Source organism: Actinomycetospora rhizophila, assembly GCF_042657905.1.
GTDB lineage: Bacteria > Actinomycetota > Actinomycetes > Mycobacteriales > Pseudonocardiaceae > Actinomycetospora > Actinomycetospora rhizophila.
Genome location: NZ_JBHSKG010000021.1, coordinates 85,084 through 109,716, shown reverse-complemented (window position 1 = coordinate 109,716; position 24,633 = coordinate 85,084). Strand labels below are relative to the sequence as shown.

Here is a 24,633-nt window from a genome sequence, read left to right as displayed (position 1 = left end):
CCGGACGGCGCACGAGGGACGCCGGGCACCGCGGAGCGACGCTCACGACACCGCCGGAGCAGGCGTCGAGCGGCCGGATCGGGCAGACTGGAGGTCTCCGCCGGTCGGTTCGCGGCGATTTTGTGCGTGCGTTCACGAGCGCTAGCGTTGTCGCCGCCAGGGTCCAGGACCTCCGCGTGGTGCAGGCCGCCGGGTGCTGACCGCGGCACGCAGCGAGGCATGACAGGAGGCGCCCGGAAGTGACGGTCGATCGTGGCACCCGGCCTGCCCGCCGCCCGGTGCCCACGACCCGGGCGCACGAGGACGACCTCACGCCGGCGGGGGTCGACGGCGGTCACGGCGCTCGCCCCGTGCCCGAGGCGACCGTGGCCCGCCTGGCCGTCTACCTCCGTGTGCTGACGACGCTGCTGGGCGAGGGCCGCGGCACCGTGTCCAGCGAGGAGCTGGCGGCGGCCGCCGGGGTCAACTCGGCGAAGCTGCGCAAGGACCTCTCGCACATCGGCTCGTCCGGCGTGCGCGGGGTCGGCTACGACGTCTCGCGGCTCACCGCGGAGGTCGAGGCCACCCTGGGGCTGACCCGGCCGCACGCGGTCGCCCTGGTCGGCGTCGGCAACCTCGGGCACGCCCTCGCCGGTTACGGCGGCTTCGCCCAGCGCGGCTTCCCCGTCGCGGCGCTCTTCGACGTCGACCCGGCGCTGGTCGGCACCACCGTCGACGGCGTCGAGGTCGAGCACGCGGACAGCATCCCGCGGGTCTGCGCCGAGCGCGGCGTCACCATCGGCGTGGTCGCGACGCCCGCGCCCGCCGCCCAGCAGGTCTGCGACCACCTCGTGGCCGCGGGCGTGCGCAGCATCCTCAACTTCGCGCCCACCGTGCTGGTGGTGCCCGCGGGGGTCGAGGTGCGCAAGGTCGACCTGGCGGTGGAGATGCAGGTGCTGTCGTTCCACGTCGCCCGTCGGCACGGCACGGTCCCCGCGGCCGGCCCCGCAGCCACCCCGCGACAGACCCCGCGAGAGGCGGTCTCCCGATGAGCCTGCTCCTGGTCGGCGTCTCGCACCGCACCGCCGAGGTGCCGGTGCTCGAGCGCGTCGCCGTGTCCGGAGACGACACCCGCAAGGTCCTCGACGACCTGCTGACCGGCGATCACGTCACCGAGGCGATGCTCGTCTCCACGTGCAACCGCGTCGAGATCTACGCGGTGGTCGAGACCTTCCACGGCGGCCTCACCGAGGTGTCCTCGGTGCTCGCGCGCCACGCCCACGCCGAGGTCTCCGACCTCACCGACCACCTCTACGTGCACTACGCCGGCTCGGCGGTGGAGCACCTCTTCTCCGTGGCCGCCGGGCTCGACTCGATGGTCGTCGGCGAGGCCCAGATCCTCGGCCAGCTCCGGGCCTCGTACGCCGAGGCCCGCGAGCTCGGGTCGGCGGGCCGGGTGCTGCACGAGCTCGCCCAGCAGGCGCTGCGCGTCGGCAAGCGCGCCCACGCCGAGACCGGCATCGACGCCGCCGGCGCCTCGGTCGTGTCCGAGGCCCTCGCCGACGCGGACGTGGCCCTCGGCGGGCTCGCCGGGCGGCGTGCGCTCGTGGTGGGCGCCGGGTCGATGGGCGCGCTGAGCGCCGCGCACCTGCGCCGCAGCGGCGTCGCCGAGATCGTGCTGGCCAACCGCTCGGAGTCCAACGCCGAGCGGCTCGCGGTGTCCCTGCGCGCCGAGGGCACGCCCGCTCGCGCGGCCGGCCTCGACGCCCTGCGCTCCGAGATCGCCGCGGCCGACGTCCTCGTCGCCTGCACCGGCGCGGTCGGCACGGTCGTCGACGAGGAGGACGTGCGGGCGGCCCGCGACGCGGCCACCCCGCTGGTGGTCTGCGACCTGGGCCTGCCCCGCGACGTCGACCCGCGCGTCGCGGCGCTGCCCGGCGTCACCGTCGTCGACCTCGCCGCCCTCGGCGAGCGCCTGCGCTCCGCGAGCGCCGGGCGCGCGGTCGAGGAGGCCCGCTCGGTCGTCGCCGAGGAGGTGCGCGCGTACTTCGCCGCCCAGCGCACCGCCGAGGTCACGCCCACCGTCACCGCGCTGCGCCGCCGCGCCGCGGAGGTCGTCGACGCCGAGCTGCTGCGCCTCGACGGGCGCCTGCCCGACCTCGACGGGCCCGCCCGCGACGAGGTCGCCCAGACCGTGCGCCGCGTGGTCGACAAGCTGCTGCACACCCCGACGGTGCAGGTCAAGCGCCTCGCCCAGTCCCCGGGCGGCGACACGTACGCCGAGGCGCTGCGCGAGCTCTTCGAGCTCGACCCGCAGACCCCGGCGGTGCTCGCCGAGACCACCACGAGCGTCGAGCCCGGCGACGGCGTCGACCAGGCGCTGGCCGTCGACACGCGGCGGAGGCGCTGATGACCGTGGCCGACACCGCCGACACCGCCGAGACCCCGCTGACCGGCTCCGGCGCGCGCACGATCCGGATCGGGACCCGGGCGAGCCTGCTCGCCCGCACCCAGACCGACATCATCGCCACCGCGCTCACCGACGCCGGCGCCACCGTCGAGGTCGTCACCATCGCCACCGACGGCGACCGCAGCCAGGCCGCGGGCACGCCGATCCCCCAGACCGGGGTCGGGGTGTTCGTCACCGCGCTGCGCGACGCCGTGCTCGCCGGCGAGATCGACGTCGCGGTGCACTCCTACAAGGACCTGCCCACCGCCCCGGTGCCGGGGCTCTCCCTCGCGGCCGTCCCGGCCCGCGAGGACCCCCGCGACGCGCTCGTGGCCCGCGACGGCATGGTCCTCGGCGAACTGCCGCCGGGCGCCGTGGTCGGCACCGGGTCGCCGCGGCGCATCGCGCAGATCGGCGCGCTCGGGCTCGGGCTGGAGCTCGTGCCGATCCGCGGCAACGTCGACACCCGCATCGGGAAGGTGACCCGCGGCGAGCTCGACGCCGTGGTGCTCGCCCGCGCCGGGCTCGCCCGCCTGGGCCGGGTCGGCGAGGCCACCGAGGTGCTCGATCCCCTGCAGGTGCTGCCCGCCCCCGCCCAGGGGGCGCTGGCCTGCGAGTGCCGGGCCGACGACGCCGGGCTCGAGCAGTTCCTGCGCGCCACGCTGCACGACGAGTCCGTCGCCGTCGCCGTGACCGCGGAGCGCGCGGTCCTGGGCGGGCTGGGCTCACCCTGCGGGTCCCCGATCGGGGCGCTCGCCGAGGTCGTCGAGGACCTCGACGACGACGGTCACGTCGTCGAACGGCTGTCGCTGCGCGCGGTGGCCGCCACGGCGGAGGGCGCGCTGGTGCGCGGCTCCGCCACCGGAGAGACCGAGGACGCCGAGCAGATCGGCCGCGCACTGGCCGAGGAACTGCTCGCCGACGGGGCGGAGCCGAAGGGGCTCGCCGGCGACACGGCGACGAAGAACCAGCCCCCGCCCGCCTCCTGAACACCACGATGGGAACGGAAGACATGACAGCACCCTCGACGACCGCCGGCCGGGTCGCCTTCGTCGGCAGCGGGCCCGGTGACCCCGGCCTGCTGACCGTGCGGGCCCGCGACGCCCTCGCCGCCGCCACGCTGGTCGTGGCCGATCGCGGCGCCCCCGCGGACGTCCTCGCGCTGCTGCCGTCGTCGGTGACGGTGCGCCCGGTCGGGCAGGTCGGCGACGACCCCGCGGCCGGCGGCCCGGCGACCGACGCCGTGGTCGCGCCGAGCTTCGCGGCCGACGACCCCGCCGCGACCGGCGACGGCCCCGCCCCCGCCGACCCGGCGACGCTGGCCGAGACCGTGGTCGCGGCGGCCCGCGGCGGCGCGTCGGTCGTGCGCCTGGTGCTGGGCGACCCGCTGGTCCGCCCCGACGTCGTCACCGAGGTCCGCGCCGTCGCCGCGGCCGCCGTGCCGTTCGACGTCGTCCCGGGCATGCCCGCCGACACCGCGGTCCCGACCTACGCCGGCGTCGCGCTCGGCCCGGCCCACACCTCGGTCGACCTGACCGCCGGCGAGACCGTCGACTACGCGGCCCTGGCCGTCGCGCCGGGCCCGCTCGTGCTGCAGGCCACCGCCGCCGAGCTCGCCGGCGCGTCCGCGCAGCTCGTCGGCAACGGCTGGAAGCCGGGCACCCCGGCACTGGTCACCGCGGCCGGCACCGGCTCGCGGCAGCGCACGGTGGAGACCAGCCTCGACAAGCTCGCGTCGGACGGCGCCGAGCTCGAGGGCACGCTGGTCGTCACCCTCGGCGACGCCGTCACCGACCGCGCCACGCTCTCCTGGTGGGAGTCGCGCGCGCTGTACGGCTGGCGCGTCCTCGTGCCGCGCACCAAGGACCAGGCCGGCGCGATGAGCGACCGCCTGCGCGTCCACGGCGCCGTGCCCGAGGAGGTGCCGACCATCGCCGTCGAGCCGCCGCGCAGCCCGGCGCAGATGGAGCGCGCGGTCAAGGGCCTCGTCGACGGGCGCTACCAGTGGGTCGTGTTCACCTCGGCCAACGCGGTGCGCGCGGTGTGGGAGAAGTTCGGCGAGTTCGGCCTCGACGCCCGCGCGTTCTCCGGCGTCAAGATCGCCTGCGTCGGCGAGGCGACGGCCGAGACCGTCCGCGCCTTCGGCGTCCACCCCGAGCTCGTGCCGGACGAGGAGACCGAGCAGTCCTCCGAGGGCCTGCTCGAGGTCTTCCCGCCGCACGACGACGTGCTCGACCCGGTCGACCGGGTGCTGCTCCCGCGCGCCGACATCGCCACCGAGACCCTCGCCGAGGGCCTCCAGCAGCGCGGCTGGGAGATCGACGACATCACGGCGTACCGCACGGTGCGCGCGGCCCCGCCGCCCGCGCCGGTGCGCGAGGCGATCAAGACCGGCGGGTTCGACGCGGTCTGCTTCACCTCGTCGTCGACGGTGCGCAACCTCGTCGGGATCGCGGGCAAGCCGCACGCCCGCACGATCGTCGCCTGCATCGGGCCGAAGACCGCGGAGACGGCCGTCGAGTTCGGGCTGCGCGTCGACGTGAAGCCCGAGGTCGCCGACGTCCCGTCGCTGGTCGAGGCGCTCGCGTCGCACGCCACCAAGCTGCGGGCCGAGGGGGCGCTGCCCCCGCCGCGCAAGACGAAGGCCCGCAAGCGCTAACTTGGGTCCCTCGCGCCCTAAGGACACCTGATGTTCCCGACCGACCGCCCCCGCCGCCTGCGGGTGAACCCCGGCATGCGGCGCCTCGTCGCCGAGACCGAGGTGCGCCCGCGGCACCTGGTGCTGCCCGTGTTCGTGGCCGAGGGCCTCGACGCGCCGCGGCCGATCTCCTCGATGCCCGGCGTCGTCCAGCACACCCGCGAGTCGCTGCGCAAGGCGGCGGCGGAGGCGGCGGCGGCCGGGGTCGGCGGGATCATGCTGTTCGGCGTGCCGGCGCGGCGCGACGCGGTGGGCTCCGGGGCGACCGACCCGGAGGGCATCCTCAACGTCGCGCTCACCGACGTGCGGGCCGAGGTCGGCGACGCCCTGCCCGTCATGGCCGACACGTGCCTCGACGAGTTCACCGACCACGGCCACTGCGGGGTCCTCGACGCGGACGGTGCCGTCGACAACGACGCGACGCTGCCGGTCTACGCCGAGATGGCGGTGGCCCAGGCCCGCGCCGGTGCCCACGTCGTCGCGCCCAGCGGGATGATGGACGGGCAGGTCGGCGTCATCCGGGCCGCGCTGGACGAGGCCGGGTTCCGCGACACGGCGATCCTCGCCTACTCGGCGAAGTACGCGAGCGCGTTCTACGGCCCGTTCCGCGAGGCGGTGGACTCCCAGCTGCAGGGCGACCGCCGGACCTACCAGCAGGACCCGGCGAACGCGCGCGAGGCCGCCCGCGAGGTGGCGCTCGACCTCGACGAGGGCGCCGACATGGTGATGGTCAAGCCGGCCATGGGCTACCTCGACGTGCTGCGCCGGGTCGCCGACTCCGCCGACGTCCCCGTCGCCGCCTACCAGGTGTCGGGCGAGTACGCGATGATCTCGGCGGCCGTCGAGCGGGGCTGGCTCGACCGCGAGCGCACGATCCTCGAGTCGCTCACCAGCATCCGCCGCGCCGGCGCCGACGTCGTACTCACCTACTGGGCCACCGAGGCCACCGCCTGGCTGGATCGGTGACGGTGCCCGACCACGCACCCGTCGACCCGGTCGCGGTCACCCCGCCCGAGGAGGAGCCGGGTCGCCCGGGCCTCGTCACCGCGGCGGTGGTGCTGTGGGTCGTGCTGGGCGCCCTGATGATCGGCACCGCGGTGCTGTTCGCGGTCGGGCTGCTCTTCGGCACCCTCGACCCGACCACCCAGCCGATCGCGGTCATCGCCGCGATGGTCGTGCTGCTCGCCGGGGGCGTCGGCACGGTCGTCGGGGCGCGGCGGCTGCGGGACGGCTCGCGCGCGGCGTGGATCGGCCTGACGGTGCTCGGCGCCGTGCTCGGGGTCGTCGGCCTGGTGCAGGTGACGTTCCTCGGGGTCGGCGGCGTCTGGTTCGTCGCCTTCGCCGTCGGCGCGGTGCTGCTACACCTGCCCGCGGCGCGGGCGTGGTTCGGCCGGTCGTCGTGACGACCACCGAGGCGCCCGTGCTCTTCGAGGAGTCGGGCACGCGCGCCGGGATCCTGCTGTTCGGCCCGGTGCTGGCCGCGGCCGGGATCGGGCTCGAGAGCCTCGCGCCCGGCGGCGCCTCGCTGCCGCTGTGGCTCGGGGTCGGACTGCTCGTCCTCCTCTACACGCTGCTGCTCGTGCGCACGCGCCGCCGTTACCTCCGGGTGCGCCTGACCCCGTCGACGCTCGAGCAGGGCACCACGAGCCTGCCGATGTCGCACGTGACGTCGCTGCGCCCCGCCGACGAGGAGCACCACGGCCTGCGGGTGCTCGGCGACGGGCCGGTCGTGCCGCGCCGCCTGCAGCCGGTGGTCCTGCGCCTGACCGACGGCACCCGCGCGGTGGCGTGGGCCCGCGACGGCGCCGGGCTGCGCGCGGCGCTCGAGGACCTGCTGCGCACACGGGCGGCGTCGTGAGGCGCCCGGTGCTGCTGCTGACGGTGGCGGTGCTGCTCGCGGTGGCCGCGGTGGTGCTGCTCATCGCCGGCGTCGAGGTGCGCGAGACGACCGGCGGCCTGCTCGTCGCCCCGATCCGCCAGCTGCACCTCGTCGGCGGGTACCTCGTCGCCGGCACGGCCGCCGGGGTCGCGGCGGTGCTCACGGCCCTCGTCGCCGTGCCGGCCCTGCGCACGGGCCGGCGGGAGCCCGCCGAGGACGCGCCCACGGAGCGCACGGAGGCCCCGGCCCCGGCCGGGGAGCCCGCCGCGCTCGCCCCGGGATCCGAGCGCACCACGTGATCGCCGGAGCGGCCCTCGTCTGACTATCCTCCGACCGGGCGCCGGGTCAGTGGTCATCGGTTGGACCGTCCGCCCCACCGGGGGAGGACGGATGACCGACAGCTTCGGGCCCTACCGGCTCGAGGGTCGCCTGGGTCGCGGCGGCATGGGCGAGGTGCACCGCGCGTACGACACCCGCCGCGACCGGGAGGTCGCGCTCAAGCGCCTGACCCCCGAACTGGCCGACGACCCGGAGATCCGCGAGCGCTTCGAGCGCGAGTGCCGCACGGCCGCCCGCCTGTCGTCGCCGCACGTGGTGCCGATCCACGACTTCGGGGTGATCGACGGGCGCCTGTTCCTCGACATGCGCCTCGTCGAGGGCCGCGACCTCGCCAAGGTGCTCGCCGAGGAGGGCCCGCTCGAGCCGGCGCGCGCGGTGGGGATCGTCGAGCAGGTCGCCGACGCCCTCGACGACGCCCACGCCCACGACCTCGTGCACCGCGACGTCAAGCCGGGCAACGTCCTGGTCACCTCGGGGCGCGGGCCGGACTTCGTGCACCTCGTCGACTTCGGGATCGTGCGGCTGGCGGGCGGGGGCACGCGCGGGCGCAACATCACCGGCACCGGCACCACGCTGGGCACGCTGGCCTACATGGCGCCCGAGCAGTTCGAGGGCGCCGCCGTCGACCGCCGCGCCGACGTGTACGCGCTGGCCGTCGTGCTCTACGAGAGCCTCGTCGGGCGCCCGCCGTTCGACGGCGACATGCCCGCGATGCTGCACCAGCACCTCGCGGTGGCGCCGGCCCCGCCGTCCTCGCGACGCCCCGGGCTGCCGGCGGCGCTCGACGCCGTGGTCCTGCGCGGGCTCGCCAAGCGCCCCGCCGACCGGTACGCCGAGGCCGGCGAGCTCGCCGAGGCCGCCCGCGCCGCCCTCGACGGCAGCGGGCCCGTGCCGGCGACCACCCCGGCCCCGCCGGTGGGCGGCCCCGAGCACGGGCGGGCGACCTGGGTGGGGCCGGCGGGCTACCCGCCGCAGGGCCCGCCCCCGTACGCGCCGGTCCCCGGAGCGGGCCAGCAGGCCCGGTCGAGTCAGCCGGGGCAGCCCAGCCAGCCGGGGCAGGTCCGGTGGGACAGCGGGCCGCACGGGGCGTCGGGTCCCTGGTCACCCGCCGCGCCACCGGGGACCTGGAGCTCCTCGGCCCCCTTCGCCACCCCGGCCGCCTCCGCGGGCTCGCCCGGCACCCCGCGGCGTCGCGGGCGGACGGTCGCGATCGTCGCCGGCGCGCTCGTCCTCGTCGCCGCCGTGGTCGTCACGGCGGTGCTGGTGGTGGGCGGCGGGTCGTCCGGGCCGGCGACGGTGGCCGTCGGCAACCCGGCCTCGCTCGCGCAGCTGTTCCCGGAGACGACCTCCGCCGGGTGCGCACCCGGCGACGTCGCCGCGTACGAGATCAGCACGGGCGGTCCCCGGCCCGTCGAGGCCGTCCAGTGCACCGGGCCGGCCGAGGTCGCGGTCTCCTACGCGCGGTGGGCCACCCCGACCGACGCCGCGAACCGCGTGCTCTCGTACACGACCTCGCCGTCGGTGGACGGCCTGCGGCAGTGGCAGCTCCGGGGCGTGCCGCAGGGGCCGTACTGGCAGACGATCAGCGGCGGGGCCTGCCAGAGCCTCGCGGCCTACGACGGCGTCGCCGTGAACGTCCAGCTCTACGCCCCCGCGGACCGGTGCGCCGACGTCACCGCCGCGTTCGTGAACTCGGGCCTGCCCGGCGGGGACCAGCTGCGGGCCGTCGAACGCGTCGTGCCGGGCGCGGTCCGCGACGGCTGCGGCCCGGCGACGCCGACCCCGGGCACCTCGGGGATCGTCCCGCTCCAGGCGCGCAGCTGCATCGGCGCGGACGGCACCACGACGACGTGGTCGCGGTGGAACGGCCCGGGCGACGTCGCGACCGAGGCCAACGCCCGCGGGTCGCGCACCGGCGAGTCGGTGAGCTCCTGGAGCGCGCCGAACGGGCCGCGTCAGGGCCCGTACCTGCAGGCCGAGGACGGCGGCACGTGCCGGGCGCTGCTCGGCTGGGACGCGGCGCCCTACGCCGCGGAGATCGTCGGACCGGACTGCGACGCCGTCGACCGGACGCTCGCCGGGCTGGGCCCGCCGCCGGGGGAGGCCCTGCCCTCCTGATCCCGGCCCCACCCGGCCCCATCCCGGCCACGGCGCCGTCACGTCCCGGCTGGGACACTGGCCCCGTGACCAGTACAGCGATGACGGGCTCCGGCACGTCGAGCGTCGGCCACAGCGCCGACCTCTTCGCCCGCGCCGAGCAGGTGGTCCCGGGCGGCGTGAACTCCCCGGTGCGCGCGTTCAGGTCGGTCGGCGGCACCCCGCGGTTCATGGTGTCGGGCTCCGGGCCGTACCTCACCGACGCCGACGGCCACCGCTACGTCGACCTGGTCAGCTCCTGGGGCCCGATGATCCTGGGGCACGCGCACCCGGGCGTCGTCGAGGCGGTCCGCGAGGCCGCGACCCACGGGCTGTCGTTCGGGACGCCGACCGAGGGCGAGGTCGCGCTCGCCGAGGAGATCGTGCGCCGCGTCGAGCCCGTCGAGCAGGTGCGCCTGGTCAACTCGGGCACCGAGGCGACGATGAGCGCGGTGCGCCTCGCGCGCGGGTTCACCGGCCGCAGCGTCGTGGTCAAGTTCGCCGGCTGCTACCACGGGCACGTCGACGCGCTGCTCGCCGAGGCGGGCTCCGGGGTCGCGACGTTCGGGCTGCCGTCCACCCCGGGCGTCACCGGCGCGCAGGCGACCGACACCGTCGTCCTGCCCTACAACGACCTCGACGCCGTCGCCCAGGTCTTCGCCGAGCGCGGGCCCGAGATCGCCTGCGTGATCACCGAGGCGGCCGCGGGCAACATGGGCGCGGTCGCGCCCGACGACGGCTTCAACGCCGGGCTCAAGCGGCTCTGCGGGGCCCACGGCGCGCTGCTGGTGATCGACGAGGTGATGACGGGCTTCCGGGTCTCGTCCGCGGGCTGGTACGGCCTCGAGGGCGTGGCCGGCGACCTCTACTGCTTCGGCAAGGTCATGTCCGGCGGCCTGCCCGCCGCGGCCTTCGGCGGCCGCGCCGACATCATGGCCCAGCTCGCGCCCGCCGGGCCCGTCTACCAGGCGGGCACGCTGGCCGGGAACCCCGTCGCCACCGCCGCGGGCCTCGCGACGCTGCGCCACGCCACCCCCGAGGTCTACGCCGCGCTCGACGCGCACGTCGACCGGCTGCACGGGCTCGTCACCGACGCGCTGAGCGGCGCCGGCGTCGTGCACACCATCCAGCGGGCCGGCTCGCTGATCTCCGTGCGCTTCGCCGAGGGCGAGGGGCGCAACTACGACGACATGCGCGCCGCCCAGACCTGGCGCTTCCCGCCGTTCTTCCACGCCCTGCTCGACCGCGGCGTCTACTGGCCGCCGAGCGTGTTCGAGGCGTGCTTCGTGTCCGCTGCGCTCGACGACGAGGCGTTCTCGGTGATCGCCGACGCCCTCCCGCACGCCGCCCGGGCTGCCGCGGCGGCGGAGGCCCCGTGAGCCCTGTCCGCACCACCGTCCACGTCGTGCGCCACGGCGAGGTGCACAACCCCGAGAAGATCCTCTACGGGCGCCTGCCCGGCTACGGGCTCTCCGACACCGGGCGTGAGCAGGCGAAACGCGTCGCGCTGCACCTGGCGGGCGCCGACGTCACCGCGCTGTTCGTCTCGCCGATGCAGCGCGCGCAGGAGACCGCGGAGCCGGTCGCCGCGGCGCTCGGCCTGGAGCCGGTGACCGAGGACCGGCTCATCGAGGCCGCCAACGCCTTCGAGGGCCAGCACGTCTCGGTCGGCGACGGGGCGCTGCGCAAGCCCGAGTACTGGCCGCTGCTGCGCAACCCGTTCCGCCCCTCGTGGGGGGAGCCGTACCTGGAGATCGCCCACCGCATGCTCGGCGCGGCCCACCGGGCGCGCGCCGCGGCCGCGGGCCACGAGGCCGTGTGCGTCTCCCACCAGCTGCCGATCTGGACGCTGCGGCGCTACCTGGCCGGGCAGCGGCTCTGGCACAACCCCACCCACCGGCAGTGCTCGCTCGGCTCGGTGACGAGCTTCGTCTTCGACGACGAGAGCCTCGTCGACATCGCCTACGCCGAGCCCGGCGGCACCTCGGACCCGACGGCCACGGGGGCCTGAGGTGCGCGTGCTCCTGCTCGCGCTGGCGGGCCTGCTGCTCGTCGCCGGGTGCTCGTCCGGGGCGGCGGAGGGCGAGTTCGTCTTCAACGGCACGGGCGGGCGCACCACCGTCGTCTACGACCCGCCCGAGACCCGCGGCACCCTCACCCCGATCAGCGGCGAGAGCCTGCTCGAGCCGGGCCGGACCCTCTCCACCGACGCCTGGCGGGGCCAGGTGGTCGTGCTCAACGTGTGGGGGTCGTGGTGCGGGCCGTGCCGCGGAGAGGCGGACGCGCTCGACCAGGTCGCGTCGGCCTCGGCCCCTCGCGGGGTGCAGTTCCTCGGCATCGACGTGCGCGACCAGCGCGACGCCGCCGCCGACTTCGTCCGCGACCGCGGCGTCGTCTACCCGTCGATCTACGACCCGCCGGGACGCTCGCTGCTCGCGCTGCGCGGCTACCCGCGCAACGCGGTGCCCTCGACGATCGTGCTGGACCGCCAGCACCGCGTCGCGGCGGTGTTCCTCACCGCGATCCTCGCCGAGGACCTCCAGCCCGTGGTCGACCGCATCGCGGCCGAGCCGGCGCCGTCCAGCTGACCCGTGCCGGTTCCGTGGCACGCGTCCGATCTGATTAGCTCGTCCGGCTGATCGCTCCCCGGGGGTACGTGTTGCTCATCTTCGGCACCCGCCGCACCGTCACGCAGCTGGCGCTGGTCGTCCTGACCTGCGTCAACTGCCACCGCTCGGCCGCCAACGCCATCCTGCGAGCGGTCACCAGGTTCACGCTGTTCTTCATCCCGCTCTTCCCGGTCCGCACGCGCTGGGCCACGCAGTGCACGGCCTGCGGGTTCCTGATGTGGGTCGAGAAGGGGCAGGCCGAGCAGCTCGCGGCGGCCCCGCCCGCGCCGCCGGCGGGCCCGCCGCCGCTGCCCGGCCAGTACCGGGGCCCGTACCAGCCCTACCCGCCCCAGGGCGCGGCACCGGGGATGCCCGGCGCCGCGCCCTGGCCCGCGCCCCCGCAGGGCGGCACCAACGGCAACGGCCACCCCTCGCACAACTGACCGCTCACCCGCTGCGGCGGGCGGCGAAGTCCGTGCGCAGGTGCGCGGGCTTCGTGTGCTCCTTCGGGCCGGCCGCGCGGGGTGCTCTCGGCCGACCGGACGACCCGGGTGCCCGGCCCTTCGCGGCGGCACGGCGCTCGGCGCGGTTGGCCGGGCGCTCGGGCGGGGTCGTGGGATCGGTGGTTCGCATACGGACCTCCTGGGTGTGCTGGGACTTCGGCGGACGGCGCCGGCACCGGGAGATCACGGAGCGCACAGGGTCATCGAGGAGATCGACATCGACCGCGGGTGCTCCCTGATCATCGTCCGGGCGCGGACGGCGGGAGGACAGCGGAGTGGCTCGGGGCGGACGGCCCCGGGGCCTCAGGAGTCGATGAGCACGACGGAGACGCTAGGACGCGCCCACGGAGCGCGCGAGCGAATTTCCGCTCCGGGAACATCCGACCCTCCCCGCACCGTCCGAGCCGTGAGGCGAGGCGAGGGGGAGCTGTGGCGGGGATCGGGATCCTGGTGGTGTGCGTGGCCGCGGTCGGCCTCGGGCTGGCGCTCGCCGCGGCGTGCTCGTTGCCGTCGCGCCGGTCCGCGGCGCGCGACGACGCGGCGTGGGAGGGCTGGGCCGCGGAGCACGGCTGGCACCACGTCGGGGCGCACGCGTCGCTCTCCGGGTCGTCGTGGTTCCGCCCGCCGAGCCCCGCCCAGCGGCGCGGGGTGGTGGTCCGCGACCTCACGACCGCGGTCGGCGACCACGTCGTCCGCGCGGTCGAGCACCGGCGCTGGGTGACCGTCGGCGACGGCGAGGGCGAGAAGGTCGTCGTCGAGGACACCGCGCTGGTCGAGGTCGACGAGGCCGTGCGCGACGCGCCGGCGGTGATCCTGCGCCCCCGCGGGTGGCCCGTGACCCGCTGGGAGGAGCAGATCGGGAAGCTCCCCGAGGTCGACGCCGGCCCCCTGGGCGCGACGTTCACCGCCGGGAGCCGCGACGCGGGGTACGCACGGGCGCTGCTCGCCCCCTCGCTCGCACGTCTCGCCGGCCCGCCGAAGCCGCCCGGTTCCGTGGTCGTCGACGGGCGCCACGTCACCATGACCTGGGACGGCCCGCTGACCACGACGACGCTCGCCCCGGCGGTCGCGGTCCTCGTCGCCCTGGTGGACGCGCTGCCGGCCGACCTGCCGGCCCCGGTGAGGCGTCGACGTGACCTCGAGCGCCGCTCCGGCATCGAGCGCTTCGTCGCCGACAGCGCCGCCCAGGCGCCCGCCCCGGAGCCCGGGTGGTTCGCCGGCGCCGGCCGCGACCTCGCCGCGGGCGACCCGTTCATCGGCTCCCGGCGGCCCGGCGCCTGACCCCGCCGACCCGTCTCCTACGACACATCGTCGGAGATCGGGGCCCGTGCTCACGCGCGTCCGACCGTGGCGTCCTACCCTGGACGGCGCCATGAACCTGACCGAGGTGGCCACGTCCGGCCCCGTCCTGCTCGCCGTGCTGCTGTCGGTGGCGGCGGGAGTGGTCAGCTTCGCCTCGCCCTGCGTGGTGCCGCTGGTGCCCGGCTACCTGGCCTACCTCGCCGGCCTCGTCGGCGCCGACGCCCCGGCCGTCACGCAGGACGAGGTGCGCGTGCAGGACGCCGAGCGCCGCGCCGCGGTCACGGGCGAGCTCCCGACGGCCGGGACGGCCACGGCCACGCCGCGGACGCTGCGCCGGTTCCGGGTCGCCGGGGCCGCGGCGCTGTTCGTGCTCGGCTTCACCGTGGTGTTCGTCGTCGGGCTCGGCTCGGTGGTGTGGCTGGCGGACGCGCTGCTGGTCAACGAGGCGCTCCTGCAGCGCATCGGGGGTGTGGTCACCGTCGCCATGGGCCTGGTCTTCCTCGGCCTCGTGCCGGCGCTGCAGCGCGACACCCGCCCGCACTGGGTCCCCCGCACCGGCCTGCTCGGCGCGCCCCTGCTCGGCGCCACGTTCGGGCTCGGGTGGACGCCGTGCCTCGGGCCGACGCTCGCCGGGGTCGTCGCGCTGGCCAGCGGCACCGACACCGGGTCGGCGGGGGTCCGGGGCATCGTCCTGCTGCTCGCCTACTGCCTCGGGCTGGGCGTGCCGTTCGTGCTCATCGCGCTGGGCGCCGGGCGCGCGGTCCGGGCGCAGGCGTGGCTGCGCACGAACAGCCGCCGCATCCAGATCGTCGGCGGCGTCGCGCTCGTCGTCGTCGGGCTGCTGCTCGCCACCGGCCTCTGGGCCGAGATCGTCGCCCTCCTGCGCGGCCCCGTCGCCGGCTTCACCACCCCTCTGTAGGCCTCGATGACCTCCACGCTGCAGGCGCCCCCCGGGGACGCGGGACCGCCGCCGTCGCGCCCGGGCCGGACCCGGCAGGCGCTCGCCCTGGCCCGCAACACCTGGCGCGGGCTCACGAGCATGCGCACGGCGCTGATCCTGCTCTTCCTGCTCGCGGTCGCCTCGCTGCCCGGCGCGCTGCTGCCCCAGCGCACCCCGAGCCCCAACGCCGTCGACGACTACCTCACCCGGAACCCCACCCTCGGCCCGATCCTCGACGACCTCGGGTTCTTCGACGTCTTCGCGACCCCGTGGTTCGCGGCGATCTACCTGCTGCTGTTCATCTCGCTCATCGGCTGCCTGGTGCCGCGGTCGTTCGAGCACGTGCGCGGCCTGCGCGCCGAGCCCGTGTCGGTGCCGCGCAACCTCGCCCGCCTGCCCCACCACGCGCGGAGCACCTCCGACGACGACCCGGACACCGTCGTCGAGACCGCGCGCCGCCGCCTGCGGGGCTGGAAGGTCGCCGTGCGCTCCGAGCCCGGCGGCGTGCGGACGCTGTCGGCGGAGAAGGGCGCGCTGCGCGAGGTCGGCAACCTGGTCTTCCACCTCAGCCTCGTCGCGCTGCTCGGCGGGATCGCGGTCGGCAAGCTCCTCGGCTACGAGGGGCAGGTCATCGTCATGGCCGACGGCAGCGAGTTCTGCAACTCCGGCATCTACGCCTACGACTCGTTCCGCCCCGGCCTGCAGGTCGACGGCACCGGCCTCGACCCGTTCTGCATGATCGTCGACGACTTCCGCGCCACGTTCCGTCCGGACGGCCAGCCCGACTCGTTCGACGCGCGCGTCCGCTACCAGGACACCGACGCCGTCGAGCGCGGTGACACCACCTGGCAGTCGCACGACCTCGCCGTCAACGACCCGCTGCGCGTCGACGGCGAGCGCGTCTACCTGCTCGGGCACGGCTACGCCCCGCGGTTCACGGTGATGTTCCCGAACGGCGAGCAGCGGGTCGGGCTGATCCAGTGGCGGCCCGTCGACCAGGCCACGCTGCTCTCCGAGGGCGCCACCAAGATCGACCCGCCCGGAGTGACGGACGAGGCGGAGCGCCGGCGCTCCCAGCTCGCGATCACCGGGCTGTTCGCGCCCACCTCGTCGGGTGGCGGGCTCGTCACGTCGGTGTTCCCGGCGCTGAACGACCCGGAGGTCGCGGTCGACGTGCTGCGCGGCGACCTGGGCCTCGACTCGGGCCGCGCCCAGTCGATCTTCGAGGTGGACTCGACGATGGTCGAGCAGGGCCGCCTGCAGCGCGTGGCCCGCGAGAACATCAAGCCCGGCGGCGAGATCGCCCTCGACGACGGCACCCGCATCCGCTTCGACGGCGTCGAGAACTGGGTGTCGCTGCAGGTGTCCCACGACCCCGCGCAGACCGCGGTGCTCCTCGCCGCGATCGCCCTGCTCGGCGGGCTGACCCTCTCGCTGACCGTGCGCCGGCGGCGGTTCTGGGTGCGCGTGAGCCCTGCCGCGCCGTCTACGACAGAAGGTCGTACGGTGGTGAGCCTGGGCGGGCTCGCCCGGACCGACCGTGCGGGCTACGGCGAAGAGTTCGGTCGGCTCGCCGCCGAGCTGGCGCCGCCCCACCCCGACACGGGGGAGGACGCGGGGGAGACGGGCCGCGAGCGTCCCGACCCGGACGTGCCGGCCGACGAGCAGGACGAGCAGGAGGACCACGATGGTCGTTGACGCAGGCCTGGGCCAGTTCGGCGACCTGCTGTTCGAGTCCGCGCTCGCGGTCTACGTGCTGGCCATGATCCTGCACGCCGTCGAGCACGCGCTGCTGCGCCGGACGGGGTCGGAGCAGGAGGAGGCCCGCGTCCCGGCGGCCGTCGGCGCGACGACCGCGGGGCTCTCGCGCGGGGGTGCGGCCGCGGCGGCGGAGCACGACGACACCGCGACGCCGGTCCGCGCACCGCGGACGAAGGCCGAGCGCTTCGGGCGCACCGGGGTCTCGCTGACCGTCCTCGGGTTCGGCCTGCACCTCGCGATGCTGGTCGTGCGCGGGATCGCCGCCCAGCGCGTGCCCTGGGGCAACATGTACGAGTTCACCGCGGCGATCTGCCTGGTCGCGGTGGGCGCCTGGCTGGTCGTGCTGCGCCGCCGGCCCGAGCTGCGCCGCCTCGGCGCGTTCGTGCTGCTGCCCGTGGTCGTCCTGATGTTCCTCGCGGGCACGGTGCTCTACACGCAGACCGCGCCGGTGGTGCCCGCGCTGCGCTCGTACTGGCTCGCCATCCACGTCTCCGCGGCCGTGATCGCGTCGGGCATCCTGCTGCTCGCGGGCGTCGCGAGCGTGCTCTACCTGCTGCGCCGGGTGCACGAGAACGACCCCACGCGGCTGACGTGGACCTCGCGCCTGCCGTCCGCCGACGTCCTCGACCGCGTCGCCTACCGCGCCACCGCCATCGCCTTCCCGATCTGGACGTTCGCCGTGATCACCGGCGCGATCTGGGCCGAGGCGGCGTGGGGCCGCTACTGGGGCTGGGACCCGAAGGAGACGACGGCGTTCATCGCCTGGATCGTCTACGCCTGCTACCTGCACGCCCGCTCGACGGCCGGCTGGCGCGGACCGCGTGCCGCCGTGATCAACGTCGTCGGGTTCGCGGTCATGGTCTTCAACCTCTTCTTCGTCAACCTCGTCGTGACGGGCCTGCACTCCTACGCCGGAGTGGGCTGATCGTTCCGGTCGTCGAGGATCTCCTCGACGGGATACGGTGCGGCGCGCACGCGACGAGGGAGGACCGTGGGGATGGAATCCAGGGACGACACCGGCGCCGAGCGTGCGGCGGGAGACGCACGCGACGCCGCGCCGGGCGCGTCCGAGCCGCCGGCCGCCCCCGCGTCCCCGGTGGCGGACCGGCCCGAGCCATCCACCCCGTCCACCCCGTCCACCCCGGCGTCGACGGGCACCGGCGGCGAGAGCCCCGCGGTGGCGAGCCCGCCGGACTCCCCGGAGACCACCCGCCGCGTCGACACGGCCGAGGCCGCCCGCGGTGACGCCGCCCAGCCGCGTCACCCCGGCTTCGACCCGCGCGTCGGCGCCGCTCCCACCGGCCGGGTCGCCGGCCCGCCCGGGAGCCCCGCGCCCGCCGACCGGGCGCCCGTCTCGGGCCGCTTCACCACCCCGGGCCGCGGCGCGGGCGCCCCGCCGGGCGGCGGCGCGAGCACCTACGACCTGTCGTCCGCGCAGCTCCTGCGGCCGAGCAAGCGCCCGCCGCAGACCGGCTGGCGGCGCGCGCTGTTCGTCGGCTCGGGCGGGCTGATCAACCCGGGCGAGAGCCTGGGCGACGCCGCCCGCCGCGAGCTCATCGCGCGGGTCAACCAGCCGCTGCACGGCTGCTACAAGATCGCGATGCTGAGCCTCAAGGGCGGCGTCGGCAAGACCACGATGACCACCACGCTCGGGTCGACGTTCGCGTCCCTGCGCGGCGACCGCGTCATCGCCGTGGACGCCAACCCCGACCGCGGCACGCTGAGCCAGAAGATCCCGCTGGAGACGACGGCGACGGTGCGCCACCTGCTGCGCGACGCCGACCGCGTGCGGCGCTACTCGGACGTGCGCGCCTACACCTCGCAGGGCCCGTCCCGCCTCGAGGTCCTCGCGAGCGAGCAGGACCCGGCGGTGTCCGAGGCGTTCAGCGAGGTCGACTACCGGCGCACGGTGACGTTGCTCGAGCACTTCTACAACGTCGTGCTCACCGACTGCGGCACCGGCCTCATGCACTCGGCGATGAAGGGCGTCCTCGACGTCGCCGACTCGCTGCTGATCGTGTCGTCGGCGTCGATCGACGGGGCGCGCAGCGCGTCGGCCACGCTCGACTGGCTCGACGCGCACGGCTACCGCGACCTGGTGTCCCGCTCCGTGGCCGTCATCAACTACGTGCGGCGCTCGTCGGGCAACGTCGACCTCGACCGCGTCTCCGACCACTTCGCGGCCCGCTGCCGCGCGGTGGTGCGCCTGCCGTTCGACCCGCACCTCGAGGAGGGCGCGGAGATCGAGCTGGACAAGCTCGCGTCGCGCACGCGGGCGGCGCTGCTGGAGCTCGCCGCGACCGTGGCCGACGACTTCGGACGGGCCGGGTCGCGCGTGCGGCGCCCCGTCCTGCCGCGCTGAGGAGCGCTAGGACGAGGGCGGGTCCTCACGCTGGATCTTCTCGTCGAGCGCCTTGAGGAACTCGGGGTCGTCGTCCGGGGCCACCGGGCGGCGGGGGCGCTGCGGGCGCCGCGGCGTCGCCTGCCGGGTAGGACCGGTGGGGGCGTCCTCGACCATGCCGCCGGAGCCGCCGTCGTGGCCGGCCTGGGCCGCCTGGGCGGCCATCACCTTCCACAGCAACGTCCCCACGACGACCAGGACCAGCACGGCCACGAGGAACGGGATCACTCGGACGCCTCCAGCATCTCGACGTCACCGGTCCACGGGTGTGACTGCGGGCCGGGCATCCACCACGCTACCGGTCGGGGCCGAAGTCCGCGTGACGTGCGGGAGGTCGCCGTCGGGTGACGGTCGGGTGCACTCGGTGACCGGCGGCGCGGGGCCGCCGGCCACCCGGCCGGCACCGACTAGTGGTGCGCCTCGCTGGTGAGGCCGTCGAGCAGCGTGCGGACCTCGGACTCGCGGAACCGGCGGTGCCCGCCCGGCGTGCGGATGGAGCCGATGCGGCCGGCGGAGGCCCAGCGGGTCACGGTCTTGGGGTCGACGCGGAACATCGCGGCGACCTCGCCCGGGGTCATGAGCCGTTCGCCGGCGTCGTGAGTGATGGTCATGTCACTCCACCTTCCCTGTCCCTACACACCTGGCCCGCTGCGCGCCCGGGGGCGGAGCGGACGTAACGCAGCGAATCGTGACACCGGACCCCGTACGTACTCGAACGCTTGTATCCAGGTAAAGGGACCATAAAGGGCGAAACCGGACGAGGTGGGCGCCCGCCACGACCCGCACGGGCCGGCGCCGCGGTGCCTACCCTGGAGGCGTGACCTCCCAGGAATCCGGGTCCACCACGCCCACCACCACCGGCGCCGGCACGACGCCCGCCGCGGGGACGCCCGGCAGCGTGGCCGTCGCCGTCGTGCTCTACGTCGGCGTGCGCCTGCTGCTCGTGGCGGTGATCGCGGGCGTGCTCGTCGCCGTCGGCCTGCCGCTGCTCGTGGGCCTGCTCGTCGCGATCGTCGTGGCCCTGCCGCTCTCGCTCGTGCTGTTCCGCGGCCTGCGCGCCCGCCTGAACGCCGAGGTGGAGGCCGCGACGGCGTCGCGGCGCGCCCGCCGCGAGCACCTGCGCGCCGAGCTGCGCGGGGACGTGGACGGCCCCGCGGCGTGACGGCCGCTAGGTGAGCGCCAGGCCCAGCGCCGTGGCCGCCGACCACACCAGCAGGCCCAGCGCGGTGTCGCGCAGCACGGGGATGAGCTGCGGCCCGGTCGAGCCCGCGAGCACGCGCCGCAGGCCGGGGCCGAGCAGGACCAGCGCGAGCAGGCCGGCGAGCGCGCCCCAGGCGCGCAGGCTCAGCACCAGCGTCATGCCGAGCGGGACCACGACGAGCGCGGCGTAGAGCACGCGGGTGTCCCGGTCGCCGAGGACCACGGCCAGCGTGCGCTTGCCGGTCTCGACGTCGGAGCCGATGTCGCGCAGGTTGTTGGCGACGAGCACCGCGCACGCGAGCAGCCCGACGCCGACCGACGCGCCGATCCCGAGCCCGCTCGCCCGGCCGGTCTGCGTGAACTCGGTGCCGAGCACGGCGACCGGGCCGAAGAAGACGAACACCGCGACCTCGCCGAGCCCGCGGTAGCCGTAGGGGCGCGAGCCGCCGGTGTAGAACCAGGCGCCGAGCAGGCACACCGCGCCCACGATGATCAGCCACCAGTAGCCGCTGTAGAGCGAGAGCGCGATCCCCGCGACCGCCCCGAGGCCGAGGCACAGGAACGCCGCCTGGCGCACCTTGTACGGCTGCGCGGCGCCCGAGCCCACGAGACGCAGCGGGCCGACCCGGTCGTCGTCGGTGCCGCGCACGCCGTCGGAGTAGTCGTTGGCGTAGTTCACCCCGATCACCAGCGCCACCGAGACGATCAGCGCCAGCACCGCGGCCACCGCGTCGAACCCGGCGACGCCCGCGGCCGCCCCGGACCCCGCGAGCACCGGCGCGATCGCCGTGGGCAGCGTGCGGGGCCGGGCTCCCTCCACCCATTCGCCGACGGTCGCCACGGGCGGCGAGCCTAGTGGACGGTGGGAGCGCGCCGCCGCAGCCGACATGTTGCGCGACGAAGGAGCGCAACAGGTCGTGACCGGCTCGGCGCGACGCTAAGCGCAGGCAGGTACCGGTGGTGCGCCCTGGATCCACGCGGCGGGGACGTAGCGGTCGGGACGCGTGCGAAGCCAGAGGTTGCTCGTGCCCTGGCTGCCCGCGACGGGGGTGCCGGCGACCTGGCACTGGATCTCGACCTGGGCGCCGTCGCCGACCACCCCGCCGTCCGCGGCCGCCGCGTCCGCCGCGGTCCGCTCGACGACCGGTCCGGCGCCGCCGGTGACGGCCCGGCCGAGCGCAGCCGCGCGCGCCGTCCAGAGGTAGTCGACGGTGACGAAGGCGTTCTCGCGCAGCCCGAGGCCCCAGAACGTGCCGTCGGCGAGGTCGATGCCGGCCGGGTTCTTCACCTGGCGGCCGAACCCGTCACGCCCGCCGTTGTGCTTGTCCTCGAACGCGGCCTGCGCCTGCGGGCGGCCCTGGGGCAGGTCCTTCCACTGCTGGCGCTGGTCGATGGGGTTCCAGTAGTCGTCCTTGGTGTTCCACGGCCCGACGTCCCACACGGGGACGGTGGCGCAGCGGCCGGCGTCGGTGCAGACGCGCACGCTGTAGTCCCCGCTGCCGTTCGGCGAGAGCGCCCGCCGCGACGGCAGGGCGACGAACTGGTCGTTCGCCACGATCCGGTGCCCGTTGGCGGTCGTGCCGCCCACGAGGCCCTCGCGGGTGGCGAACACGCGGTAGCTGGCCCGCGGGGTGATCGTGCGGGCGTCGGTCGGGACCTGATCGGCGCGGACCTCCAGGCTGCGCACGGCCGGGCCGGTCCCGCCGGCGGGGGCGATCAGCGCGAGGCGCGCGGCGACGGTGCGGGTGGGCTCGGGGAGGATCGCCGGGGCGCCGGGGGCGGCCGGGATCCACTCGGTCCACTGCCCGTCGGGACCCTGCCCGCGGACGTCGACGGCGACCTGCGTGCCGGGCGGGACGTCGCCGGTGACGGGCGCCTCGATGCGGTTCACGGGCGTCGCGAACTGGTGGGCGCCGAGGTCGAGCAGGCCCTGGCGCTCGGCGCCGCGCAGCGCCGCGGGGCCGGTCTCGGTGCCGTCGCGGGAGGTGGACAGCCGCGCGGTGCCCTCGGCGACCTCGACACCGGTCGTCGCGCCCGCCAGCGGCGGGGCCCAGCGCTGGACGCCGTCCTCGTCGGCGGCGCCGCGCTCGTCACGGGGGGCCGGTCCGGAGGTCCCGGGGGACGGTGGTGCCGTGGGGTCGGCCGCCGCGACGGGCGCGGCGACGGCGAGGGTCAGGGCGGTCGTCAGGACGCCGGCGGCCACGACGAGTCCGGTCCGTCGCCTCCGCGGCGTCGCGACGACCCGGTCCGGGGAACGGGAGTCAGCGATGCGCACCTCTCCGCAACGGCGCGACCCCGGGCCGGGATGACGGGTCCGGCCCGGGTTTCGCTCGATGGTTTGTCATCCGGTCGAGCGGTTCGCCACCCGTCCGGCGCGTCGGCTCGACGTCGCCGCGTGCGTGGTGCAGACGTGCGGGGCGCTCGGGGCTCCTGTGGGTGAGCGGTCAGCTCGCCCGGCGCTGAGCGTCGTCCCCCGTCGCGTGATCAGGAGCACCTCATCGCCCCGCGGGCCGACGCGGACGTGGATGTCGTGCTCGTGATCACCACGGGACGGCGCCGGGCCCGGCCCACGCCCGATCCCGTGCTGATCAAGGGCCGGGATCACGCCACGTCCGTCGCGTACGACCGGTCCCGCGTCGTTACCCTCGGAGCAGTGTTCCCCTCGACCGCGCAGGCCCACGTCGTCGTCGACGAGTGGGTGCGGGCCGGGGTGACCGACGCGGTCGCGTGCCCGGGCTCGCGCAACGCGCCGCTGCTCGTCGCCCTCGAGGCCGCCGACCGCGACGGCCGCCTGCGCCTGCACGTCCGCATCGACGAGCGCGGCGCGGGCTTCCTCGCCGTGGGCCTCGGCAGCGTGTCGGGGCGGGTCGTGCCCGTCGTGGTGACCTCCGGCACCGCCGTCGCGAACCTGCACCCCGCCGTCCTCGAGGCCTCCCGGGCCGGGGTCGGGCTCCTCGTGGTCAGCGCCGACCGGCCCGTCGAGCTCGTCGACAGCGGCGCGAACCAGACCATCGACCAGGCGGGTCTGTTCGGCGAGGCCGCGCGGGCCTCGATCGTCATGCCGGTCGCCGAGGACCGGGCCGGCGCCGCGCGCACCTGGCGCGCCGTCGTGGCGCGCGCCCTCGACCGCGCCGCCGGCACCAGCGGCGGCGACCCCGGTCCCGTGCAGCTCAACGTGCCCCTGCGCGAGCCGCTGCTCGATCCCGCCGACGACGCCCCCGGCGAGCCCGACCCGGCGCTCGCGGGCCGTCCCGACGCGGCTCCCTGGACGCGGTCGATCGCGGCGCCGCCGACGTCCGTGCTCGCCCCGCTGCCCCTGCGCGCCGGCGCCCGCACCCTCGTCGTCGCCGGCTACGGCGGTGCCGCGGTGCCCGCGGGGACCCGGCTGCCCGAGGGCGTGCCGGTGCTCGCCGAGCCCACGTCGCCGCTGTGGTCGGACGCCCTCGGCGGCCGGATGCTGCACGCCGGCACCTGGGTGCTGCCGGCCGCGCTCGACGGGCTGCGCGACGACCTGCGCCCCGAGCAGGTCGTCGTCCTCGGCCGCCCGACCCTGCACCGCTCGGTGTCCCGGCTGCTCGCCGACCCGGGCATCGAGGTCCTCGCGGTGCCCGCGGTCGCGCCGACCGGCGGCCGACCCCGCCCGGGGTGGACCGACGTGGCCGGCGCCGTCTCCGCGGTGGGTGCGCTGCCCGACCCCGACGACTGGAAGCCCGACCTGCACTTCGCCCGCGCCTGGGCCGACGCGTCCGACCGCGCCGCCGCCGTGCTCGCGCAGGACCCCGGCGCCGGCGGGCCTGCGCTCGCCGCGGCGACCGTCGCCGCGCTCCCGCCCGGCGCCCACCTCGTGGTCGGCTCGTCGGCCCCGATCCGCGACGTCGCGCTCGCCGCGACCCCGCGCGCCGACGTCCGGGTGCACTCGGCACGCGGCGTCTCGGGCATCGACGGCGCGGTCTCGCTGGCGGTCGGCGTCTCGCTGGGCCACCCGGGGCCCACCTACGCGCTGCTCGGCGACCTGACGTTCCTCCACGACACCAACGGCCTGCTCGTCGGGCCGGACGAGCCGCGCGGCGAGCTCACCATCGTGGTCGCCAACGACGACGGCGGCGGCATCTTCACCACCCTCGAGCAGGGCGCCCCGCGCTACGCCGCGGCGTTCGAGCGGGTCTTCGGCACCCCGCACGGCACCGACCTCGCCTCGCTCTGCGCCGCCCACCACGTGCTCCACCGGCGGGCGACGCCCGCGGAGCTCGCGGACGCGCTGGCCCCCACGGGGCGGCCGGGCACCCGGGTGGTCGAGGTGGAGATCGACCGGGCGACGCGGCGCGCGGCGGGGGAGCAGACCGCGGCGGCCGTGCGCGAGGCCGTGGGCAGCGCCGACTAGCCAGGGCCACGGTGTGAGCCCCGGGTGAGCCCGTAGTGAGACCACGGAGTGACCCA

25 protein-coding genes are annotated in these 24,633 nt (G+C 76.3%); 20 read left to right on the top strand and 5 right to left on the bottom strand.

What is annotated here, in order from left to right:
• Positions 1 to 239: 239 nt before the first annotated feature.
• The 13 genes from ACFPK1_RS28570 to ACFPK1_RS28510 all read left to right on the top strand — a co-directional run bounded on the left by ACFPK1_RS28570 (position 240) and on the right by ACFPK1_RS28510 (position 12,532).
• A complete protein-coding gene (locus ACFPK1_RS28570) occupies positions 240 to 1,031 on the top strand; it encodes a redox-sensing transcriptional repressor Rex (protein WP_378024338.1) in 792 nt (263 codons plus the stop codon).
• A complete protein-coding gene (locus tag ACFPK1_RS28565) occupies positions 1,028 to 2,389 on the top strand; it encodes a glutamyl-tRNA reductase (protein WP_378024337.1) in 1,362 nt (453 codons plus the stop codon). Before ACFPK1_RS28570 ends, ACFPK1_RS28565 begins: the two co-directional genes overlap by 4 nt.
• Entirely contained in the window at positions 2,389 to 3,417 is a 1,029-nt protein-coding gene (hemC, locus tag ACFPK1_RS28560; protein ID WP_378024336.1) for a hydroxymethylbilane synthase, read from the top strand. The genes ACFPK1_RS28565 and hemC overlap by 1 nt, the downstream gene beginning before the upstream one ends.
• Before the next feature lie 23 nt (positions 3,418 to 3,440).
• The gene (locus tag ACFPK1_RS28555; RefSeq protein ID WP_378024335.1) at positions 3,441 to 5,087 is read left to right on the top strand and encodes a uroporphyrinogen-III synthase; all 1,647 of its coding nucleotides are present in this window, start codon (positions 3,441 to 3,443) and stop codon (positions 5,085 to 5,087) included.
• A 30-nt stretch (positions 5,088 to 5,117) separates the two neighbouring features.
• Positions 5,118 to 6,092: a porphobilinogen synthase gene (gene hemB / locus ACFPK1_RS28550; RefSeq protein WP_378024334.1), complete on the top strand. Its 975-nt coding sequence runs from the start codon at positions 5,118 to 5,120 to the stop codon at positions 6,090 to 6,092.
• Positions 6,089 to 6,529 (top strand): hypothetical protein, encoded by a 441-nt coding sequence (locus ACFPK1_RS28545; protein ID WP_378024333.1) that lies wholly within the window; start codon positions 6,089 to 6,091, stop codon positions 6,527 to 6,529. Before hemB ends, ACFPK1_RS28545 begins: the two co-directional genes overlap by 4 nt.
• Positions 6,526 to 6,984 (top strand): hypothetical protein, encoded by a 459-nt coding sequence (locus ACFPK1_RS28540; RefSeq protein ID WP_378024332.1) that lies wholly within the window; start codon positions 6,526 to 6,528, stop codon positions 6,982 to 6,984. Before ACFPK1_RS28545 ends, ACFPK1_RS28540 begins: the two co-directional genes overlap by 4 nt.
• On the top strand, positions 6,981 to 7,304 hold the full coding sequence (locus ACFPK1_RS28535) for a hypothetical protein (protein WP_378024331.1): 324 nt from the start codon (positions 6,981 to 6,983) through the stop codon (positions 7,302 to 7,304). The genes ACFPK1_RS28540 and ACFPK1_RS28535 overlap by 4 nt, the downstream gene beginning before the upstream one ends.
• Before the next feature lie 91 nt (positions 7,305 to 7,395).
• On the top strand, positions 7,396 to 9,462 hold the full coding sequence (locus ACFPK1_RS28530; protein WP_378024330.1) for a serine/threonine-protein kinase: 2,067 nt from the start codon (positions 7,396 to 7,398) through the stop codon (positions 9,460 to 9,462).
• 80 nt (positions 9,463 to 9,542) lie between these two features.
• Entirely contained in the window at positions 9,543 to 10,859 is a 1,317-nt protein-coding gene (hemL, locus tag ACFPK1_RS28525; RefSeq protein WP_378024349.1) for a glutamate-1-semialdehyde 2,1-aminomutase, read from the top strand.
• Positions 10,856 to 11,491: a histidine phosphatase family protein gene (locus ACFPK1_RS28520; protein ID WP_378024329.1), complete on the top strand. Its 636-nt coding sequence runs from the start codon at positions 10,856 to 10,858 to the stop codon at positions 11,489 to 11,491. Before hemL ends, ACFPK1_RS28520 begins: the two co-directional genes overlap by 4 nt.
• A gap of 1 nt (position 11,492) precedes the next feature.
• Positions 11,493 to 12,068 carry a TlpA family protein disulfide reductase gene (locus ACFPK1_RS28515; RefSeq protein WP_378024328.1) on the top strand — a complete coding sequence of 192 codons (576 nt, stop codon included), beginning with the start codon at positions 11,493 to 11,495 and terminating at the stop codon, positions 12,066 to 12,068.
• A 68-nt stretch (positions 12,069 to 12,136) separates the two neighbouring features.
• Positions 12,137 to 12,532 carry a zinc ribbon domain-containing protein gene (locus ACFPK1_RS28510; RefSeq protein ID WP_378024327.1) on the top strand — a complete coding sequence of 132 codons (396 nt, stop codon included), beginning with the start codon at positions 12,137 to 12,139 and terminating at the stop codon, positions 12,530 to 12,532.
• A 4-nt stretch (positions 12,533 to 12,536) separates the two neighbouring features.
• On the opposite strand, the gene ACFPK1_RS28505 is transcribed toward ACFPK1_RS28510, so the two are convergent.
• Entirely contained in the window at positions 12,537 to 12,722 is a 186-nt protein-coding gene (locus tag ACFPK1_RS28505) for a hypothetical protein (RefSeq protein WP_378024326.1), read from the bottom strand.
• 299 nt (positions 12,723 to 13,021) lie between these two features.
• Between ACFPK1_RS28505 and ACFPK1_RS28500 the strand changes: the two genes are divergently transcribed.
• The 5 genes from ACFPK1_RS28500 (at position 13,022) to ACFPK1_RS28480 (ending at position 18,957) form a co-directional block, all read left to right on the top strand.
• Entirely contained in the window at positions 13,022 to 13,873 is an 852-nt protein-coding gene (locus ACFPK1_RS28500) for a hypothetical protein (RefSeq protein WP_378024325.1), read from the top strand.
• A 91-nt stretch (positions 13,874 to 13,964) separates the two neighbouring features.
• Positions 13,965 to 14,813, top strand: coding sequence for a cytochrome c biogenesis CcdA family protein (locus ACFPK1_RS28495; RefSeq protein WP_378024324.1), 849 nt, complete (start codon positions 13,965 to 13,967; stop codon positions 14,811 to 14,813).
• A gap of 6 nt (positions 14,814 to 14,819) precedes the next feature.
• Positions 14,820 to 16,532, top strand: a complete 1,713-nt coding sequence (resB, locus tag ACFPK1_RS28490) for a cytochrome c biogenesis protein ResB (protein WP_378024323.1) — start codon at positions 14,820 to 14,822, stop codon at positions 16,530 to 16,532.
• A complete protein-coding gene (gene ccsB, locus ACFPK1_RS28485) occupies positions 16,522 to 17,520 on the top strand; it encodes a c-type cytochrome biogenesis protein CcsB (protein ID WP_378024322.1) in 999 nt (332 codons plus the stop codon). The genes resB and ccsB overlap by 11 nt, the downstream gene beginning before the upstream one ends.
• 72 nt (positions 17,521 to 17,592) lie before the next feature.
• Positions 17,593 to 18,957 carry a MinD/ParA family ATP-binding protein gene (locus ACFPK1_RS28480; RefSeq protein WP_378024321.1) on the top strand — a complete coding sequence of 455 codons (1,365 nt, stop codon included), beginning with the start codon at positions 17,593 to 17,595 and terminating at the stop codon, positions 18,955 to 18,957.
• Between the two features lie 6 nt (positions 18,958 to 18,963).
• On the opposite strand, the gene ACFPK1_RS28475 is transcribed toward ACFPK1_RS28480, so the two are convergent.
• Both ACFPK1_RS28475 and ACFPK1_RS28470 read right to left on the bottom strand, forming a co-directional pair.
• Complete coding sequence (locus tag ACFPK1_RS28475; RefSeq protein WP_378024320.1) at positions 18,964 to 19,224, bottom strand: hypothetical protein; 261 nt, start codon at positions 19,222 to 19,224, stop codon at positions 18,964 to 18,966.
• A gap of 179 nt (positions 19,225 to 19,403) precedes the next feature.
• On the bottom strand, positions 19,404 to 19,607 hold the full coding sequence (locus ACFPK1_RS28470; RefSeq protein WP_337714908.1) for a BldC family transcriptional regulator: 204 nt from the start codon (positions 19,605 to 19,607) through the stop codon (positions 19,404 to 19,406).
• Positions 19,608 to 19,813: 206 nt separating this feature from the next.
• Between ACFPK1_RS28470 and ACFPK1_RS28465 the strand changes: the two genes are divergently transcribed.
• Complete coding sequence (locus ACFPK1_RS28465) at positions 19,814 to 20,158, top strand: DUF4229 domain-containing protein (RefSeq protein WP_378024319.1); 345 nt, start codon at positions 19,814 to 19,816, stop codon at positions 20,156 to 20,158.
• A 6-nt stretch (positions 20,159 to 20,164) separates the two neighbouring features.
• On the opposite strand, the gene ACFPK1_RS28460 is transcribed toward ACFPK1_RS28465, so the two are convergent.
• A complete protein-coding gene (locus ACFPK1_RS28460) occupies positions 20,165 to 21,037 on the bottom strand; it encodes a 1,4-dihydroxy-2-naphthoate polyprenyltransferase (RefSeq protein WP_378024318.1) in 873 nt (290 codons plus the stop codon).
• A gap of 96 nt (positions 21,038 to 21,133) precedes the next feature.
• Entirely contained in the window at positions 21,134 to 22,399 is a 1,266-nt protein-coding gene (locus ACFPK1_RS28455; RefSeq protein WP_378024317.1) for a hypothetical protein, read from the bottom strand.
• Between the two features lie 450 nt (positions 22,400 to 22,849).
• Here ACFPK1_RS28455 and menD point away from each other — a divergent pair, with 450 nt between their 5' ends.
• On the top strand, positions 22,850 to 24,577 hold the full coding sequence (gene menD / locus ACFPK1_RS28450; RefSeq protein WP_378024316.1) for a 2-succinyl-5-enolpyruvyl-6-hydroxy-3-cyclohexene-1-carboxylic-acid synthase: 1,728 nt from the start codon (positions 22,850 to 22,852) through the stop codon (positions 24,575 to 24,577).
• Positions 24,578 to 24,633 lie beyond the last annotated feature (56 nt).